This window comes from Micromonospora sp. NPDC023966 (assembly GCF_040639095.1).
Classification (GTDB): Bacteria; Actinomycetota; Actinomycetes; order Mycobacteriales; family Micromonosporaceae; genus Micromonospora.
In genome coordinates this window covers 75,377-93,012 of sequence record NZ_JBEZZJ010000024.1, presented here as the reverse complement: position 1 = coordinate 93,012, position 17,636 = coordinate 75,377, and the positions used below count along the sequence as shown (strand labels likewise).

Here is a 17,636-nt window from a genome sequence, read left to right as displayed (position 1 = left end):
CTCGAGTACCCCGAAGGGCCTTTCCGCTCGACTTGCATGTGTTAAGCACGCCGCCAGCGTTCGTCCTGAGCCAGGATCAAACTCTCCAACAAAAACTTTGTTGAACAATCATCCTGACAACAAAAGTGTTGCCAAAGGAATCCCAACCAGCCAAACCAAAAGCCTGACCAGTCCGGGGTATAAATCAATTTGGCACTGGCTTAACAAGCACCCTGTTGAGTTCTCAAAGAACAACCACACACCATCCGAAAGCCCTACACCGTAGGACCCCCATCCGGGGCATTTCGTTCAACCACCCGCCGCTCTCGCGCCGGGCACTTTTACTACGTTACCCGGCGGTTTCCGCGGTGTCAAACCGGTGTTTCGCGGTTTGTCATTGCTTCCACCCTTTTGCCGGGCACCACTATTCGACCGACTCGCGCCGGGCGCCTCGTGGATTTCGGCAGGACGGCCGCCGCGGTTTCCCGCTCGCTCGTCCGTGTCCCTGCCGGTCGACAACCTTACCCGGTCGGTTCCGCCTCGCCAAATCCGCCTCGCGGCGGATCCGGGGCACCGCCCGGTCCGGGTTCCGATGGAGTCAACCATCCTCGCCCGGCGGTCATTCCCGCGCTCCGGCCTCCCAGGTCTTTCGCCTGTTTCGTCCGTTCCGCGCTGGCAGAGAGAAAGTTACGCGCCCAGCGGATTGATCGTCAAATCCGCTGGGCGCGTCCCGCGTCACACTGTCGACGGAGAGCTATTTGCGCAGCTCAACGCCCGCGAACGAGCGCTTGCCCCGGCGCAGCACGAGGTAGCGGCCGTGCAGCAGGTCCGCCGGCGACACCGTCGCGTCCACCTCGGCGATGCGGACGTTGTTGACGTAGGCGCCGCCCTCGGCGATGACCCGCCGGGCCTCCTTCATGCTCGGTACCAGGCCCGACTCCTTGAGCAGGCCCGCGACGTCGGGCAGCTCGTCGAGGTGCACCAGACCGGCCTCGGTGAGCGCGGCGCGCAGGGTCTCCGGGGACAGCTCCTCCAGCGAGCCGCGACCGAAGAGCGCCTGACTGGCCGCGACGGCCTGGGCCATCTCCCGCTCCCCGTGCACCAGGGTGGTCAGCTCCTCGGCGAGCGCCCGCTGGGCGAGCCGCGCCTGCGGCCGTTCCGCCGTGGCCTTCTCCAGCTCCTCCAGCTCCTCACGGGAGCGGAAGCTGAAGTAGCGCAGGTAGCGGGTGACGTCGCGGTCGTCGGCGTTGACCCAGAACTGGTAGAAGGCGTACGGGCTGGTCATTTCCGGGTCGAGCCAGACCGCGCCGGTCTCGCTCTTGCCGAACTTGGTGCCGTCGGACTTGGTGACCAGCGGGGTGGTGAACGCCTCCACCGGGCCGGCGCCACGGCGGCGGATGTAGTCCACCCCGGCGGTGATGTTGCCCCACTGGTCCGAGCCGCCGTACTGGAGCTGGCAGCCGTGCCGGCGGTGCAGCTCGAAGAAGTCGTTGGCCTGCAGGAGCTGGTAGCTGAACTCGGTGAAGCTGATGCCGGACTCCAGCCGGGCCCGCACCACCTCGCGGGCCAGCATCTTGTTCACCGGGAAGTGCTTGCCGACGTCGCGCAGGAACTCCACCACCGACATCTCGCCGGTCCAGTCCAGGTTGTTGACCAGCCGGGCCGCGTTCTCCCCGGTGTACGAGACGAACGGGGCGAGCTGGTCGTGGATGCGCTGGACCCAGCCGGCCACCACCTCGGGCGGGTTGAGGGTCCGCTCCGCGGTCTCCTTCGGGTCCCCGATCTGGCCGGTGGCGCCGCCGACCAGCAGCAGCGGCCGGTGCCCGGCGAGCTGGAGCCGGCGCGCGGTGATGACCTGCATGAGGTGGCCGACGTGCAGGCTGGGCGCGGTCGGATCGAAGCCCACATAGAAGGTGGCCACCCCGCCGTCGAGCAGCTCGCGCAGCTCGTCGAGGCCGGTCGAGTCCTGGATCAGGCCCCGCCACAGCAGGTCTTCGGTCAGGGAGTCCCGCCCCTGCGGGAGGTTGCTGTCGGTCACGGCTACCGATTCTCCCCCATCACCGGCCTCGGCCCGTACCGGGTTTGCCGAAGGCGGGCGACTAGGCTGGCGGCTCCACCGACAGGAGGGGGCCGCCGTGGAGATGCCGGACGTGACCGGGGGCTTCGTCGCCCTGCTGGGTCTGAAGTTCGACGAGGTGAGCGGGGACCGGGTGGTGATCCGCTGGCAGGTCCGTCCGGAGCTGCACCAGCCGTACGGGATCCAGCACGGTGGGGTCTACTGCTCGGTGGTGGAGACGGCGGCCAGCATCGGCGGCGCGCTGTGGCTGGGTGACAAGGGCAAGGTCGTCGGGGTCTCCAACCAGACCGACTTCCTGCGGGCCGTCCGCGACGGCGAGCTGACCGCGGTCGGCACCCCGATCCACCGGGGCCGCAGCCAGCAGCTCTGGCTCGTGGAGATCACCGACGAGGGCGGCCGGCTGGTCGCGCGCGGCCAGGTGCGGCTGCAGAACCTCACCGCCGCCTGATCCCGGGCTGGCCGATTCGCCCGAGAACGGGGATCTGACGCCGATATCGTCGCGTCGATGAGACCGCCCGTTCCCGAGCCGACGTGAGGAAGCTCCTCGCGGCCACGCTCGGCGTGCTCTCCGCCGTCGGCGGCTTCGTCGACATCGGCGACCTGGTGGCGGCGAGCCAGGCCGGCGCCCGCTTCGGGATGGCCCACTCCTGGGTGCTGCTCGTCGGGGTGGTGGGCATCTGCGCGTACGCGGAAATGGCCGGCCGGATCGCGGCGGTGAGCGGCCGGGCGGTGTTCGACCTGGTCCGGGAGCGGCTGGGGCCGCGGGTGGCGCTGCTCAACCTGGTCGCCTCCTGGCTCGTCACGGTGATCACCCTGGCCGCCGAGCTGGGCGGGGTGGCGCTGGCGTTGCAGCTCGCGACCGGGTTGAGCTACCTGCTCTGGGTGCCGGTGGCCGCGGTGGCGGTCTGGCTGGTGCTGTGGCGGATGCGCTTCGAGCTGATGGAACGGGTCTTCGGGCTGGCCGGGCTGGCGCTGCTGGTCTTCGCGGTGGCGCTGTTCGCGCTGCCCACCGACTGGGCGGAGCTCGGGCACGGGGCGCTGCGGATCAGCTCCGCCGGCGAGGGCTGGTCGGTGTACTGGTTCGTGGCGGTGGCCCTGTTCGCCTCGACGGTCAGCCCGTACGAGGTGTTCTTCTTCTCCTCCGGCGGGGTCGAGGAGCGGTGGAGCGCCGCCGACCTGGCGCACGCCCGGTCGAACGTGCTGATCGGCTTCCCGGTCGGCGGCTTCCTGGCGCTGTCGTTGATCGCCGTGGCGACGGTGGCCTACCACCCGTCGGGGGCGTCGCTGGACACCCTCGACCAGGTAGCCCGGCCGGTGGTGACCGCGCTGGGCGGGGCCGGCCTGGCCGTCGCGGTGCTGGCGTTCTTCGCGGTGACCTTCGGGGCGGCGTTGGAGACCGGGCTGTCGGCGGCGTACGCGGCGTCGCAGTACTTCGGCTGGCAGTGGGGCAAGCGGGTCAGCCCGCGGGAGGCGGCCCGGTTCCACAGCGTGCTGCTCGTCGGGCTGCTGCTGGGGGTGCTGCTGCTGATGACCGCCGTGGACCCGGTCCGGCTCACCGAGTACATGCTGGTGCTCAGCGCGGTGGTGCTGCCGCTGACCTACCTGCCGATCCTCGTGGTGGCGAATGATCGCAACTACCTCGGCGACCGGGTCAACGGGTGGTGGACGAACCTGCTCGGGGCGGTGTTCCTGCTGCTCATCGTCGCCGCCTCGGTGGCGGCGATCCCCCTGGCGATCATCACGAGGATGGGGCGATGAGGATCCAGCTCGCCAAACAGCTGCTCGACCGGCAGATCGTCGACGTCGACGGCCGGCTCGTCGGCCGGGTCGACGACATCGCGCTCGCCATCGACGAGGAGGGCTACCCGTACGTGGACTGCCTGCTCAGCGGCCAGGCGGCGCTCGGGCAGCGGATCGGCGGCTGGATCGGGCGGCTCCTGGTGGCCGTCGCGGACCGGTTCACCGACGACCCGCCGGTGCCGCCGCTGCGCATCCCGCTCACCCAGATCGACCGGGTGGACAGCGTGGTGCGGCTGCGCTGCCCGGCGGCCGACCTGCCGCCCTCGCCGGTGGAGTCCTGGCTGCGCCGGCACCTGATCGACCGGATTCCGGGGGCGAACCGTGCGGGCGGGTGAGCTGCTCGGCCGGACCGCGTACGACCTGCACGGGCGGCGGTTGGGCCGGGTGGTCGACGTGGTGGTGCGGGGCGGCTGGCCGCCGGAGCGGCTGCGGGTCACGGACGTGATCGTCGCAGGCCACTGGTGGACCCGGGTCACCAGCCGGCTGATCGGGCCGGAGCGGCACCCGTCGGGACCGTGGCTGCTGCGCGCGATAACCCGGGTGCTGGGGCGCAGCACCCGTCAGGTGTCCGCCGACTCGGTGCAGTTGCTCCCGCCGGTGCCGGACTTCCCGTTCGGCCCGCCGGCCGAGCACCGCTGAGGGTCAGCCGCGCGCCTGGTCGAGCACCGGGGCGTCGGCGGCGTCGGCGTCCTCGGGACGGTCACGGCGGACGTGCCGGCGGACCCGGACCTCGGTGATGGCGTGATGGTCGACGCCGCCCACGGCGAGGTCCCAGCCGTCGACCCGGACCCGCTCCCCGGCCACCGTGGGGATGTGCCCGAGGCAGATGAGCACCAGCCCGGCGATGGTGGTGTAGTCGCCGGCGGGGCGGTTGGGCAGCTCGACGCCGAGGTCGGTGAGGTCGTGCACCGGGAAGGTGCCGGGCAGCACCAGCGTCCCGTCCTCCTCGGTGCGCACCGAGCTGAGGTCCCGGTCGGTCTCGTCGTAGATCTCGCCGACGATCTCCTCGAGGATGTCCTCCAGGGTGACGATGCCGTCGACCGCGCCGCGCTCGTCGACCACCAGCGCGATGTGCTGGCGCTCCGCCTTGAACTGGCGCAGCGCGTCGACCACCGGCAGCGAGTCCGGCAGCAGCATGGGCGGCCGGGCGATCTCGTCCACCGGCCGGTCGTCGGGGACGCCGACCAGGTCGCGCAGGTGGATCACCCCGACCGCGTCGTCCAGGCCGCCGTGCCGGACCACCGGCGCCCGGGAGTGGCCGGTCGCGGCCAGGACCAGCCGGGCGGCCTCCGCGGTCGTCCCGCTGTCCAGGGTGAATACCTGCAACCGGGGTACGAGCACCGCCCGCAGTTGCCGGTCCGCGATCTCGACGGCGCCGGCGATGATGGTGCGCTGCTCCTTGGTGAAGCCGTGGTTGCCGGCCACGATGTCGCGCAGCTCGTCCGGGCCGATCTCGTCCGGCTCGTGCTTCGGGTTCAGCCCGAACAGGCGGACCACCAGGTCGCTGGTGGCGCCGAGGGCCCAGACCGCCGGGCGGGTGAGGGCGGCCAGCAGGTCGAGCGGGCGGGCCACGACGAGGGCCCACCGCTCGGCGGACTGCATGGCGATCCGCTTCGGCGCCAGCTCGCCGAAGACCAGGGTGACGAAGGTCAGCGCCAGGGTGACCGCGACGATGGCGAACGTCTCGGCGGCGTCGCCGAACACCCCGAGCAGCGGGACGAGGGGCTTCGCGAGGGACACCGCCGCGGCGGCGGAGGCCAGGAAGCCGGCCAGGGTGATGCCGATCTGGATGGTGGCCAGGAACCGGTTGGGGTCCTTGGCGAGCCGGGCCAGGGTGCGGCCGGCGCGGCTGCCGCGTTCCAGCCGCTGGAGCTGGCTGTCGCGCAGCGAGACCAGGGCCATCTCGCTGCCGGCGAAGGCCGCGTTGACGATCACCAGAACTCCGACCAGGGCCAGCTGGCTCCAGTAGCTCTGCACGCCCGGTTCTCTCCCCCTCGACCCGCCCCGGGCCGGCCGCCATGGCCGCCCCGTCGCCGACCGGTGCCGGGCGGCGTCGCCCCTCTGTGCCCCGCGGGCGGGCCGGGCAATCCTCCGGGCGGCCGATCAGGCGGGCGCGGACACGTCCAGCACGTACGCGTCGCCCTCGGGACGGAAGCCGAGCCGGTGGTAGTAGGGGGCGACCATGCCGCGCGGGCTGACCACCCGGCGGAAGCCCCGGTCGGTGAAGAGCCGGCTGCGCCGGTAGACGAACTCGCCCGGGGTGAAGTCGCGGAACGGCGGGGTCACGTAGTCGAGGTCGATCTGGGCCACCCCGCCGGGCTCGGCGTGCGAGACCACCACACCGACCACCTCGTCGGCGCGGACCACCAGGAACGCCGAGCGGTCGGCGGCGGCCGGGTCCCAGTGGAAGTCCGGGTTGAACCGGGCGATGTCGGCGGCGTGCACCCGCAGGGTGTGGGCCAGGAAGGCGTCCCCGGTGCCCACCTCGACCACCTCGTAGGTCCGCTCGTCGTGCCGGGTGGCGAGCATCTTCCGCAGGTACCACACGTTGATCACGGCGAGCACGACGTTGAGCCCGACCATGGGCCACACGTGCACGGCGGCGTTGTAGCCGATCAGGATGAGGCAGCCGAGCAGGTTGAGCGCGCGCAGCCGCAGGAGGCGGGTCTGCAGCAGCGACCAGACCAGCAGCGCGGAGCCGGCCCAGCCGACGAGTTCCAGCCAGTTCACCCCGGGGAGACTAGTGGTCGCCCTGGTCAGCCGCCTCGCCGGGCAGCTCCAGGACGTACTCCTCGACCTCGGCGCCGCGGCCCTCGGCGTATCCGGAGTCCTCGCCGACCACCACGAAGCCGCACTTGCGCAGCACGGCGAGGGAGGCGGCGTTGTCCTTGGCGGCGCGCGCGTGCACCGGCCGCTGCGGCAGCTCGCGCAGCAGCGCGGCGAGCGCGGCCGTGGCGTGCCCCCGGCCCCAGCGGGCCGGGTCGATCCAGTAGCTGACCTCGGTGTTCTCCCCCACCGGGAAGGCGGCCACGCGCCCGACGACCGCGCCGTCGACGGTCACGGTGCGGTTGACGATGCGCGGGTCGGCGCGGATGCGGGCCCAGTGTGCGTCGAAGGCGGCCCGGTCGGCCGGATCCTTCGGGCCGAAGGCGGCCATCCAGTTGGCCTGCGGGTCCTGCTCGTGGGCGAAGAACGCGGGCAGGTCCTCGTCACGTACCGGGCGGAGCCGCACCTCACTGGTCACCGCCGGAGGATAACCGGGGCAACCGACAGGACCGGGACGTCCGACGCGGTCCGCGTCCGGCTACGCCGCCGGGCGACGTCCCGTCACCCTGCCGATGGACCGGCGCCGGGATCGGCGCCGGACGAGCCGGGTGGGAGCAGAGGATCCACGGGTGAACAGGATGCTTCAGCGCCCGCGCGGGCGAGCTTTTCCGATGCGCACCCTCCGACCCTCCGTCGTCGGGCCGACGGCGGCCGGCCCGCGTGCCCTGGGCCCGACGGCGGCTGCGCCGCTGGCGCTCGCCGCGGCGGCGCTCGGCGCGGTGGCGATCGGCCGGCTGATGATCGCCCGCCTGGCCGTCCGGCGGGCGGTGATCCGGGAGCTGCGGATCGGCCGGCTGGAGGTGGACGACCTGGTCGTCCACCGGCACACGGTCGGTCAGCCGGTCGGCGGCAGCACCGCCGGGAGATCGTAGAGGTCGAGCAGGCGGACCCGGGCGGCCTGGAGCCGGTCCACCACGACGCTCATGAAGCGGGTGGTGAGCTGCCGGCCCAGCGCGTCGTCGGACTCCATCAGCCGGCGCACGCCCGCGGCGCTGAGTTCGACCGCGGTGCTGCGCTGGACGGCGACCGCGCCGAACTGCCAGCGGTAGGGCGGGAAGAGCCAGGACCAGCCGAGCACCCCGCCCGGGCCGATCGTCTCGATCCCCACGTCACCGCGGCGGGGCACCGGGAAGTCCAGCGCCACCTGGCCGCCGCGGACCAGCCAGAACCGCTCGGCCGGCTGCCCGGCGCGGAACAGCCGGTGCCCGGGGTGCCAGACCACCGGGCGGGCGTAGCCGGTCAGCGGGGGCAGCCACTCCTCGGGCAGCCCGGCGAGGAAGGGGTGTGCGCGGAGCATCTCCAGCGGGGTCATCGGTCGCTCGCCTCCCAGGTGGGACGAGGAACCCGGCCGCCCACCGGGTCCCGGTGGGGTGCGGGTCACTGTCGGGCCGGATCGTCCCGACTCCAGCTGACACTCGTCCGGCCCGAACCGCCAGGGCCGTTTGTCCCGGGCCGCGCGGGCGCAAGGCCTCCGCCGGCGGCCGTCGGAGTTCGGGCGCCACGGGCCCGGCTGTCGTCGACAATGGGCGGAGCCGACCGGAAGGATGCCGATGAACCGACCTGTCGTGGTGGGTGTCGACGGATCGTCGACCAGTCTCACCGCCGCCGAACACGCCGCGCGGGCCGCCGTCGCGCGGGCCCGGCCGCTGCACCTGGTGCACGGCTACCTGCACCCGCTCGGCTACGGCGTGCCGCTCAACCCGTACGACCTCGGGGTGCCGGCGCCGACCGCGGAATCGCGGAAGATGCTGGAGCAGGCAGCCGCCGAGCTGGTCGACCGGCATCCGACCCTGCGGGTGGAGGTGCGCCAGGTGGCCGGCGGCCCGGGCGTCACCCTGATCGAGGAATCCCGCCGGGCCGAGCTCGTGGTGGTGGGCAGCCGGGGCGTGGGCGGCTTCGCCGGGCTGCTGCTCGGCTCGGTCAGCAACCAGGTGGCGCAGCACGCGCACTGCCCGGTGCTGGTGGTCCGCCCGGCGGAGCAGCCCATCCCGGTGCGGGGGCCGGTGCTGGTCGGGGTCGACGGCTCCGAGTCGGCCGGGTACGCCGTCCGGCTCGCCGCCGACGAGGCGGTCCGCCGGGACGCCGACCTGGTGCTGGTGCACGTGCGCGTGCCGGAGCGGGGCGCGGTGGCGCCGGAGGCCGCGGCGGAATCCACCGCCGCGGCGCAGGCCGAGTCGGCGGAGCTGCTGGCCGGGGCCGCCGCCCGGATCCGCACGGACCATCCGGTGCTGAGCGTGGTCGAGCGGCCCATGCGGGGCGAGTCCCCGGAGCGGGCGCTGATCGAGGCGAGCGGGGAGGCGGCACTGGTGGTGGTCGGCTCCCGGGGCCGGGGTGGCTTCGCCGGGCTGCTGCTCGGCTCGGTCAGCCAGGCGCTGGTGCAGCACGCCCACTGCCCGGTGCTGGTGGCGCACCCCTACGAGCCGGCCGACGACTGAGGTCGCCGGCCGGCGTCGGGGTCAGGCTCCGTCGCGGCCGGCGAGCAGGTCCTCGAAGCTGGTGGTGAGGGCGAACGGGTCGGCCGGGCCGGTCGCCGCCGGGCGGCGGTCCACCTGCTCGGCCAGCTCGATCCCGGCGCGCCGGATCCGGGCCCGCAGCGCGCTGTCCTCGCCGTCGCCGGCCCAGTCCTCCGGCGCGGCGAAGACCGCCGTCGGCATCACCACCGCCCGCAGGTACGCGAACATCGGCCGGACCGCGTGCTCCAGGGCGAGCGAGTGCCGGGCGGTGCCGCCGGTGGCGCCGATCAGCACCGGCCGGTCGGCCAGCGCCTCCTTCTCCACCACGTCGAAGAACGACTTGAACAGCCCGCTGTACGAGGCGGTGAAGATCGGGGTGACGGCGATCAGACCGTCGGCCCCGGCCACGGTGTCCAGCGCCGCGCGCAGGGCAGCCGGCGGGAATCCGGTGAGCAGGTGGTTGACCACGTCGTGGGCGTGCTCGCGCAGCTCCACGGTGTGGATCTCCACCTCGGCGCCGCGCCGGACCAGCTCGTCGCGGGCGGCCGCGGCGAGCTGGTCGGCGAGCAGCCGGGTCGACGAGGGCTGACCGAGGCCGGCCGAGACGACCGCCAGGGTGCGCCGGGTCATCGGTCCTCCTCGGGCGCCTTGCCGGTCACGTCGTCGACGGCGTGGACGGTGCTGTCCTTGGCGCCGCCTGCCGCGGCCAGCAGCGAGGCGTGCGTCGGCGCCTCGGGCACGTGCGCGGGACGCAGCGAGTCGAACTCCTTGCGCAGCACGGGAACGACCTCCTCGCCCAGGAGGTCGAGCTGCTCCAGGACGGTCTTCAGCGGCAGCCCGGCGTGGTCCATCAGGAAGAGCTGGCGCTGGTAGTCGCCGACGTACTCGCGGAAGCCCAGCGTCCGGTCGATGACCTGCTGCGGGCTGCCAACGGTCAGCGGGGTCTCCCGGGTGAACTCCTCCATCGACGGCCCGTGCCCGTAGACCGGGGCGTTGTCGAAGTACGGCCGGAACTCGCGTACCGCGTCCTGCGAGTTCTTCCGCATGAAGACCTGGCCGCCGAGGCCGACGATGGCCTGGTCCGCGGAGCCGTGGCCGTAGTGCGCGAAGCGCTGCCGGTAGAGGTCCACCATCCGCTGGGTGTGCTCCTTCGGCCAGAAGATGTGGTTGGCGAAGAATCCGTCGCCGTAGTAGGCGGCCTGCTCGGCGATCTCGGGGCTGCGGATCGAGCCGTGCCAGACGAACGGCGGCACGCCGTCGAGCGGGCGTGGGGTCGAGGTGAACGACTGCAGCGGGGTGCGGAACCGGCCCTTCCAGTCGACCACGTCCTCGCGCCACAGCCGGCGCAGCAGGTCGTAGTTCTCGATGGCGAGCGGGATGCCGTTGCGGATGTCCTGCCCGAACCAGGGATAGACCGGGCCGGTGTTGCCGCGGCCCATCATCAGGTCCACCCGGCCGTCGGCCAGGTGCTGCAGCATCGCGTAGTCCTCGGCGAGCTTCACCGGGTCGTTGGTGGTGATCAGCGTGGTCGCGGTGGACAGCAGCAGCCGCTCGGTGCGGGCCGCGATGTGGCCGAGCAGGGTGGTGGGCGACGACGGCACGAACGGCGGGTTGTGGTGCTCGCCGGTGGCGAACACGTCCAGCCCGACCTCCTCGGCCTTCAGCGCGATGGCCACCATGGCCTTGATCCGCTCATGCTCGGACGGCAGCCGCCCGTTGGTCGGGTCGACCGTGACGTCGCCGACGGTGAAGACTCCGAACTGCATGACCAGCTCCTTGCGTGGGGTCCGGACCGATGCGGCCCGGAATCGCTGCGCACAACATATTTGACGCAGCAACTATTCCACCCCGGCCCCACCGCCGCGTGGCCCGGCTCACCCACGGCACGCCCGCAGTGAGGGGTGGATCAGCCGCCGGCCACCGAGGGCAGCACCTGCACCTCGGTGCCGTCGGCGACCGCCGCGTCCAGGCCACCGACGTGGCGGCAGTCCTCGCCGTCGACGTAGACGTTGACGTACCGGCGCAGCTCGCCGCGCTCGTCGCGGATCCGGCGGGCCAGCCGGGGCCAGGCGGTGGCCAGCTCGTCGAGGACCGCGCGCAGCGTGCCGGTGGCGGCCACAGTCAGCCGGCCCTCGCCGCCGGTCTCGGCGCGGAGCGGCCCGGGCAGCAGCACGGTGACCACTCAGACCTCCACGGCCCGGACGCAGAGCACGTCCGGCAGGTGCGCGGCGACCTGCGACCAGGAGTCGCCGTCGTCGGCGCTGACGTAGACCTCGCCCGAGCGGGTGCCGAAGTAGACCCCGGCCGGGTCGTGGTCGTCGGCGCACATGGCGTCGCGCAGCACCGAGGGATAGAAGGGCCCCTCGGGCAGGCCGGCGGTGAGCGGCTCCCAGCTCTCGCCCGCGTCGGCCGAGCGGTAGACCCGGCAGCGCCGGTCGACCGGGAACCGCTCGGCATCGGCGGTCAGCGGGAAGGCGTAGACCGTGCCCGGGCGGGAGGGGTGGGCGACGATCGGGAAGCCGAAGTCGCTGGGCAGGCCCGCGGCAATCGAGGTCCAGCTGCGGCCGTCGTCGTCGGAACGGTAGACGCCGTGGTGGTTCTGCGCGTACAGCCGGTCGGGGCGGCCGGCGTCGCGGGCGATCTTGTGGACGCACTGGCCGAACTCGGGCCACTCGTCGGGGAGGAAGTACGCCCGGATGCCGGTGTTGCCCGGCGCCCAGCTCGCCCCCGCGTCCTCGGTGCGGTAGACCCCGCCGGTGGACATCGCCACCGCCATCCGGGCCGGGTCGCTCGGGTGCGGGAGCACGCTGTGGACGGCCTGGCCGCCGAAGCCCGCGCCCCACCGCTCCCGGTGCGGGTGGTCCCAGAGCGCCCGGACCAGGCTGAAGCTGCGCCCGCCGTCCTCGGAGCGGAACAGCGCGGACGGTTCGGTGCCCGCCCACACCACGTCGGGCTGGTCCGGGCCCGCCGGGGTGAGCTGCCAGACCCGCCCCAGGCTGGCCCCGGTCTCGGCCGGGAACGCCACCGGCGCCTGCTCCGGCTCCTGCCAGGAGTCACCCAGGTCGCCGCTGGTGGCCACGCTGGGGCCGAAGTGCGAGCTGGTCATGCCGGCCAGCAGCCGGGGCCGGTCGGGGCGCTTGTCGACGGCGACCGCGTAGACCCCGGTCATCGGGAAGTGCGGGCCGCTCACCGCCCAGTCGCGCCGGTCGGGGCTGGTGGCCAGGAAGAGGCCCTTGCCGGTGCCGATCGCGAGCAGGGTCGCCATGACGTCCTCCATCGTCGGGGTGCCGTGATTATCGCCACACCCACCGACAGGATTCCCACCCGACGCGCCCAGCGCCGGTCACCGTCCGGCGGCGTCATCGCTGTCGGTTTGTCGATCGCCGGTTTCCGTCGTTTCCTGGACCGGTGGACTACTCCTGGCTTCATGCTCCCGCCGCAGAGGTGCCCGAGACGGCGCAGACGCTCCTCGGCTGGGAGCTCTCGGCCGGAGGCGTCCGGATCAGGCTGACCGAGGTCGAGGCGTACGCGGGCACCGGCGAAGACCCCGCCTCGCATGCTCATCGGGGGCCCACTCCCAGGACCAGGGTCATGTTCGGGCCGCCCGGGCACGCCTACACCTACTTCGTGTTCGGCGTTCACTGGTGCTTGAACATCGTCTGCGGCCGGGAGGGAGAGGCGGCGGCGGTCCTGCTGCGAGCGGGCGAGGTCGTGGACGGCTTGGACCTGGCCCGCAAGCGCCGCGGGGAGGTGGCGGACCGCGACCTCGCGCGGGGGCCGGCTCGGCTGGTCGTCGCGCTGGGAGTCAGCGCCGAAGCGAACGGCACTTCGGTCCTCGACGGGACGGGCCCGCTCCTGTTGACGCCACCCACCCGCCCGGTTGCGCCGGCAGCCATCTCCGCAGGCCCGCGGGTCGGGGTGGCCGCTGCGCACGACGTTCCATGGCGTTTCTGGATCACCGGTGATGCCACGGTGAGCTCGTACCGTCGTCACGTACCCAGGCGTCGAAATGGAGAGCGGACCGCCGGGCCGCGCGCGTAGGCGATCTCTCGACCGTCGTCGGCCGGGCCGCTGGGACGCCATCGACGCGGCGCCCCAGCGACACGGCTGTCGGTTCAGTCGCGGATCGGCAGCCGATAGACGCCACCGGAGCCGGTGCCGGCGTACAACCAGCGGCCGTCGGGGCTGGTCACCAGGGCGCGCACCGACGGATCGGGCAGGCCCGCCCCGATGTTCACCCAGGTAAGACCGCCGTCCGTGCTGCGCAGCACGCCCCGGCCGCCCCGGATCAACCCGGCCGGCGAGTACGCGCCGGTGCCGGCGTACAGGTTGTCGCCGGACGCGACGATCTGGCTGACCTGGATGGGCAGCCCGTCCCGGCCGGCACCCAGCTGGTGCGCCGCCGTGAAGGTACGTCCCCCGTCGGTGCTCACCCGGATCGCCGCGCCCCCGGCGACGATTCGGCGCTTGTCGACGCTCAGCGCGGTCACCGGGCCGTCGAGCACCTTGACCCGGGTGGCGCCGCCATCGTCGGAGCGCCACAGGCCGTCCTCGTCGCCCAGCCACACCCGCCTGGCGTCCCCGGGGTCACCCGCGACCGCCGAGTACAGCGCCTTGTGGTCGATCTTCTTCCACGACGTGCCGCCGTCCCGGCTGACGAAGAGTCCTCTGCCCCGCAGGTCGACGTAGGGGATGAAGATCTGCCGGGGGTCGGCCGGGTGCACCGCGAGCCCCAGTGGGGTGCCGTCGAGCTGGACGACGTCGGACCAGGTGGCGCCCGCGTCCCGGCTGCGCACGAGCCGGCCGAGGGACAGGGCGTCCCGGTAGAGCTTCCAGACCGTCCGGGGATCGGACGGCGAGACCGCCAGCCCGCTGACCGTCAGTCCCGCCTGACCCTCGGCGCCGGAGGCGCCCCAGTCCAGTTGGGCCGGATCCGCCGGGAGTTGCGCGCTGTACAGGTCGACGTCAGTGCCGGCGAGCAGCTTCTCGTCGGTCACCGCGAGCTCGTTGACCGACTGCCCGGGTACGCCGACGCGGGTGAAGGTCTTCGCGTCGCCGGTGGCGTACACGCCCACACCCTCCATGCCGAGCAGCAGCGTACGGTCGTCGCCCGGCCACTGCGCCACGTCGTACGTGGTCGCGTGGACCGGCTTCTCGACCCGGCTCCAGGTCCGGCCGCGGTCGCGGCTCAGCTGCGCCTCGTCGGACCCGTCGGCCAGCAGGGTGTCGCCCGTGCCGCTGACCGCGGCCAGGTTGTCGACTGCCGTCATCCGCTGCCAGTTCCTGCCGCTGTCGGTGGTGCCCCAGACGCTGTCGTCGATCTGGCCCACCACCACGGTGTCGCCGACCACGGCCAGGCTCCTGGGCCAGGTGGTGTAGTCGCCGACGGCACGGACGAGCTGCGGGACGCCGGACAGACCGGCCCACCGCCAGACGCCGTCGTCGGTCGCCACGTACAGGTCTTCCCCGGCGAACTCCGTGCCCCAGACGCCACCCGTCCACGGGGCGGCCGTCGCCGTCCAGGTCTCACCACCGTCCCGGCTGGTCCGGAGGGTGTCACCGGTCACCGCGACCAGCGTGCCGGACGGATCCTGGGCGAACCCGTCGACCCACGCGTCCGGGAAGGACAGCGTCTGCCAGGTCGTGCCGGCGTCGTCCGTGCGCAGCACCCTGCCGTGGTAGGTGTCCCAGTTGTTGACGGCGACCCACATCCGGTCCGCCCGCTTCTGGTCGATCAGCACCTTCGGCTGGCTCGCGGTGCTGGCCACCGGGGTGAGCCGCTCGTACCGCCAGGTACGGGCGTGGTCGGTGGTGAGCCAGATACCGGCGGTGTAGGACGGCGCGACCACGAGCCGGTTCGGGTCGGCGGCGGTGGTGCTCACCGTGCCGCCGGTCGAGTTCGGCCCGACCAGTTCCCAGCGGCTGTCGCCCTGCGGCTCCGCGACGTCGAACGTGGTCCGCCCGACCAGCGTCGGTCCGGACGCCGTGGGCACCGTGACCGTCGCCGTGTGGACGCCCGGCTCGGATCCGATGACCGGGGCCCGCCACCACAGGTCGTGGTCGGCCTGCATGGTCACCGCGGTCTGCTGGCCGTTCGGCGAGCGGATCGTCACGGTGGGCGCGGCGGCGGCCGACTCCAGCGTGTACGTGAAGACCTCGGTGTGGCCGTCGCTCGGGTCGGGCGAGACGTACACCTCGGGGGTACGCACCGCGAGCAGGTACGGCACCCGCAGGTCCGGGGTGCCCTCGGGCGCGTCGACGGTCAGCCAGCCGGAGACGTCGCCACTGCCCTGGTCCGGACCGGTGGTGGTGATCCGTACGGTCACCGTGGCCCGGCCGCCGGCGGCGACCGTCACCGTGCTCGGTTCGACCTGGGCCGTACCGGGACTGCCGGCCGCAGGGGTGATGCCGAGACGCAGCCGCTGGGGCTCGTCACCGTCGTTGCGCAGCGCCACCGTGCGGGTGGCCCGCACCTGGTCGCGGGACAGGTCGGCCAGGCCGAACGACAGCGCGGGCGGATCGGCGGTCACCACGGCGCCGACCGCCGAGGCGACGTCCAGCCGGCCGGCCCCCGCCACGGCGGGCCCGTTCGGCACGGCCCTGGCCGAGCCGATCAGCGCGGCGGCGACCCGAGGCGCGGGCAGCTCCGGCCGGAGTTGACGCAGCAGCGCGGCCGCTCCGGCGACGTGCGGGGCGGCCATGCTGGTGCCGCTGAGCCGGAAGACGCCGGGCGCCCAGAGGTCGGTCGGCACCGACGAGCGGATCTCCACGCCGGGGGCGACGATCTCGGGCTTGAGCTGCCAGCGCGGGCCGGGGCCGCGGGAGGAGAAGTCGGCGATCTCGTCGGTGGCGTCCTCGCCGGAGATGGTGATCCGTGTCCGACCGGCGGCCAGCAGGGTGTGGAACTGCAGGTACTGGTTGGGGTCGAAGGAGTCGAGGATGACCAGCCGGTCGAAGCGCAGGTCGTCCTCGGCGCCGAGGGTGGTCGACGCCTTGGCGGGCAGCACCCCCGACTCCATCGGCCCGAGGTCGACGCCGGGGTTGTAGCGGATTGCGGCGATGGCTCCCCGCCGTTCCGCCTCCATCAGGAGGTCCACGTCGAAGTTCACCACGCCGGCGAGGAGCACCACCTTGCCGCGGATGTCGCCCGCCCTGGCGAGGTCGTCCGGGGTGCCCTCGCCGAGATCCACCACGTCGCCGGTCACCGGCCTGGCGGGCGGGTTGGCCGAAGACGGGTTGCGGATCGCCTCGACCCGCTCCCAGACGGGGCTGGCCAGGTGCGCGACCGGTTGACGCAGGCCGCTGGTGGAGGCGCCGACGGCGATCACCCCGTCGGCGGCGGCCGGGCTGCCGATGGTCCGTTCGCCCGGGCCGGAGTTTCCGGCGGCGGCGACCACCACCACGCCGGCCTGGGCGGCCCGGGTCGCAGCCTGTCCGATCGGATCGCTGCCGTCGCCCTGGCCGCCGAAGCTCATGTTGATCACGTCGGCCCGGTTCGGGTTGGCCGGGTCGACCGCGGCCTCGATGCCGGCGAGGATGTCCTCGTCGGTACCGGACCCGCCCGCGTCGAACACCTTGTACGCGGTGAGCGTGGCGTCCGGCGCGACGCCGGTGACCGCCATGGGACCGCCCGCGCCGGTGCCCGCGATGATGCCCGCCACGTGGGTGCCGTGGGCGTTGTCGTCGGCCGGGTCGGCGTCGTCGTTGACGAAGTCGTAGCCGCCGGCGACCTTGTGGCCGGGGCCGAAGCCGCCGCCCAGCGCGGGGTGCCGGTAGTCGATGCCGGTGTCGATGACCGCCACGGTGACGCTGGCGCCGCGTACCGGCCGGCCGGCCGGGTCCTTGCGCTGCCAGACCTGCGGGGCGCCGATCAGCGGCACGCTGTCGAGGGGGGCCGCCGCGCCGCCGCCCGGCCCGGTGCGGAGGTTCGCCGGTGCGCCGTCCACGGCATGGATCTGGAACGTCTGTACGCCGTGCACCGACTTGACGCCGGGCAGCCGGCGCAGGGCGTCGACCTGGCCGGCCGGCACCTCCACCGCCATGCCGGGCAGCAGGACGTGGTACGACCGCCGGTGGGTGAGAGTGATCCGGGCGCGCCTGGCCGCTTCGGTCACGCCGTGCTCGACGCCGTCGACGGCGGCGCGGGCCTGGCGTACCCGGTCGGCCGACTGCGCGTCGACGGTGCCGGGCCCGGGCGCGGCGGCGATCGTCGGGGTCGCCTCGAACTCGACGATCACGGTCTGGGGTGGCCCGCTCGCGGGCGCGGCGGTCGCCGCACCCGCGGTGAGCAGTGTCAATGCCAGGAGCGGGACCGTCGCTGTGGCGACGGCCCGTCTGCCGGCGGTCATGGACATGATCATGGCTATGAAGCGAACTAGTCCCGCCCGCCGTGGGCAACGGCTGGCAAACGTCATGTTGGCGCCGTGGCACATCCTGGCCACGGCCAGGTGAACGCGTGAACCCCGAGCGACCTCGCCCAGAGGTGAGCACGAATTGCTTTC

Annotated in this window: 17 protein-coding genes and 1 rRNA gene; 7 read left to right on the top strand and 11 right to left on the bottom strand. The window is 73.2% G+C overall.

All coding sequences use genetic code 11. From position 1 onward, the window contains the following. Both AB0F68_RS25460 and tyrS read right to left on the bottom strand, forming a co-directional pair. A 16S ribosomal RNA gene (locus tag AB0F68_RS25460) occupies positions 1–92 on the bottom strand; the annotation flags it as partial. 641 nt (positions 93–733) lie between these two features. Then, a complete protein-coding gene (gene tyrS, locus AB0F68_RS25455; protein WP_357342600.1) occupies positions 734–2,017 on the bottom strand; it encodes a tyrosine--tRNA ligase in 1,284 nt (427 codons plus the stop codon). 103 nt (positions 2,018–2,120) lie between these two features. Here tyrS and AB0F68_RS25450 point away from each other — a divergent pair, with 103 nt between their 5' ends. From AB0F68_RS25450 to AB0F68_RS25435, 4 genes are all read left to right on the top strand, one after another. Next, entirely contained in the window at positions 2,121–2,504 is a 384-nt protein-coding gene (locus AB0F68_RS25450) for a PaaI family thioesterase (RefSeq protein ID WP_357342612.1), read from the top strand. 83 nt (positions 2,505–2,587) lie between these two features. Next, entirely contained in the window at positions 2,588–3,814 is a 1,227-nt protein-coding gene (locus AB0F68_RS25445) for a divalent metal cation transporter (protein WP_357342598.1), read from the top strand. Further along, the gene (locus AB0F68_RS25440) at positions 3,811–4,191 is read left to right on the top strand and encodes a hypothetical protein (protein WP_357342594.1); all 381 of its coding nucleotides are present in this window, start codon (positions 3,811–3,813) and stop codon (positions 4,189–4,191) included. The genes AB0F68_RS25445 and AB0F68_RS25440 overlap by 4 nt, the downstream gene beginning before the upstream one ends. After that, entirely contained in the window at positions 4,178–4,495 is a 318-nt protein-coding gene (locus AB0F68_RS25435; RefSeq protein ID WP_357342591.1) for a PRC-barrel domain containing protein, read from the top strand. Before AB0F68_RS25440 ends, AB0F68_RS25435 begins: the two co-directional genes overlap by 14 nt. Before the next feature lie 3 nt (positions 4,496–4,498). On the opposite strand, the gene AB0F68_RS25430 is transcribed toward AB0F68_RS25435, so the two are convergent. From AB0F68_RS25430 to AB0F68_RS25420, 3 genes are all read right to left on the bottom strand, one after another. After that, positions 4,499–5,833 carry a hemolysin family protein gene (locus AB0F68_RS25430; protein WP_357342589.1) on the bottom strand — a complete coding sequence of 445 codons (1,335 nt, stop codon included), beginning with the start codon at positions 5,831–5,833 and terminating at the stop codon, positions 4,499–4,501. A 126-nt stretch (positions 5,834–5,959) separates the two neighbouring features. Beyond that, a complete protein-coding gene (locus AB0F68_RS25425; RefSeq protein ID WP_357342587.1) occupies positions 5,960–6,586 on the bottom strand; it encodes a hypothetical protein in 627 nt (208 codons plus the stop codon). Between the two features lie 10 nt (positions 6,587–6,596). Beyond that, positions 6,597–7,100 (bottom strand): GNAT family N-acetyltransferase, encoded by a 504-nt coding sequence (locus tag AB0F68_RS25420; protein WP_357342585.1) that lies wholly within the window; start codon positions 7,098–7,100, stop codon positions 6,597–6,599. 193 nt (positions 7,101–7,293) lie between these two features. On the opposite strand from AB0F68_RS25420, the gene AB0F68_RS25415 reads away from it, so the two are divergent. Further along, positions 7,294–7,554 (top strand): hypothetical protein, encoded by a 261-nt coding sequence (locus tag AB0F68_RS25415; protein ID WP_357342583.1) that lies wholly within the window; start codon positions 7,294–7,296, stop codon positions 7,552–7,554. Here AB0F68_RS25415 and AB0F68_RS25410 read toward each other — a convergent pair. Continuing rightward, entirely contained in the window at positions 7,518–7,994 is a 477-nt protein-coding gene (locus tag AB0F68_RS25410; RefSeq protein ID WP_357342578.1) for a cyclic nucleotide-binding domain-containing protein, read from the bottom strand. The genes AB0F68_RS25415 and AB0F68_RS25410 overlap by 37 nt on opposite strands. A 232-nt stretch (positions 7,995–8,226) precedes the next feature. Here AB0F68_RS25410 and AB0F68_RS25405 point away from each other — a divergent pair, with 232 nt between their 5' ends. Then, a complete protein-coding gene (locus AB0F68_RS25405) occupies positions 8,227–9,117 on the top strand; it encodes a universal stress protein (protein WP_357342575.1) in 891 nt (296 codons plus the stop codon). Positions 9,118–9,138: 21 nt separating this feature from the next. Here the strand turns inward: AB0F68_RS25405 and AB0F68_RS25400 are convergent, their stop codons facing one another. From AB0F68_RS25400 to AB0F68_RS25385, 4 genes are all read right to left on the bottom strand, one after another. Continuing rightward, the gene (locus AB0F68_RS25400) at positions 9,139–9,765 is read right to left on the bottom strand and encodes an FMN reductase (RefSeq protein WP_357342573.1); all 627 of its coding nucleotides are present in this window, start codon (positions 9,763–9,765) and stop codon (positions 9,139–9,141) included. Continuing rightward, positions 9,762–10,901 (bottom strand): LLM class flavin-dependent oxidoreductase, encoded by a 1,140-nt coding sequence (locus AB0F68_RS25395; RefSeq protein ID WP_357342570.1) that lies wholly within the window; start codon positions 10,899–10,901, stop codon positions 9,762–9,764. Before AB0F68_RS25395 ends, AB0F68_RS25400 begins: the two co-directional genes overlap by 4 nt. A 140-nt stretch (positions 10,902–11,041) precedes the next feature. Next, on the bottom strand, positions 11,042–11,317 hold the full coding sequence (locus AB0F68_RS25390) for a ubiquitin-like small modifier protein 1 (protein ID WP_357342568.1): 276 nt from the start codon (positions 11,315–11,317) through the stop codon (positions 11,042–11,044). Then, complete coding sequence (locus tag AB0F68_RS25385) at positions 11,318–12,400, bottom strand: exo-alpha-sialidase (RefSeq protein WP_357342566.1); 1,083 nt, start codon at positions 12,398–12,400, stop codon at positions 11,318–11,320. It lies immediately after the preceding gene. Between the two features lie 143 nt (positions 12,401–12,543). Between AB0F68_RS25385 and AB0F68_RS25380 the strand changes: the two genes are divergently transcribed. Then, positions 12,544–13,176, top strand: coding sequence for a DNA-3-methyladenine glycosylase (locus tag AB0F68_RS25380; RefSeq protein ID WP_357342565.1), 633 nt, complete (start codon positions 12,544–12,546; stop codon positions 13,174–13,176). Positions 13,177–13,250: 74 nt separating this feature from the next. Here the strand turns inward: AB0F68_RS25380 and AB0F68_RS25375 are convergent, their stop codons facing one another. After that, positions 13,251–17,483 (bottom strand): S8 family serine peptidase, encoded by a 4,233-nt coding sequence (locus AB0F68_RS25375; protein WP_357342563.1) that lies wholly within the window; start codon positions 17,481–17,483, stop codon positions 13,251–13,253. Between the last annotated feature and the right edge of the window lie 153 nt (positions 17,484–17,636).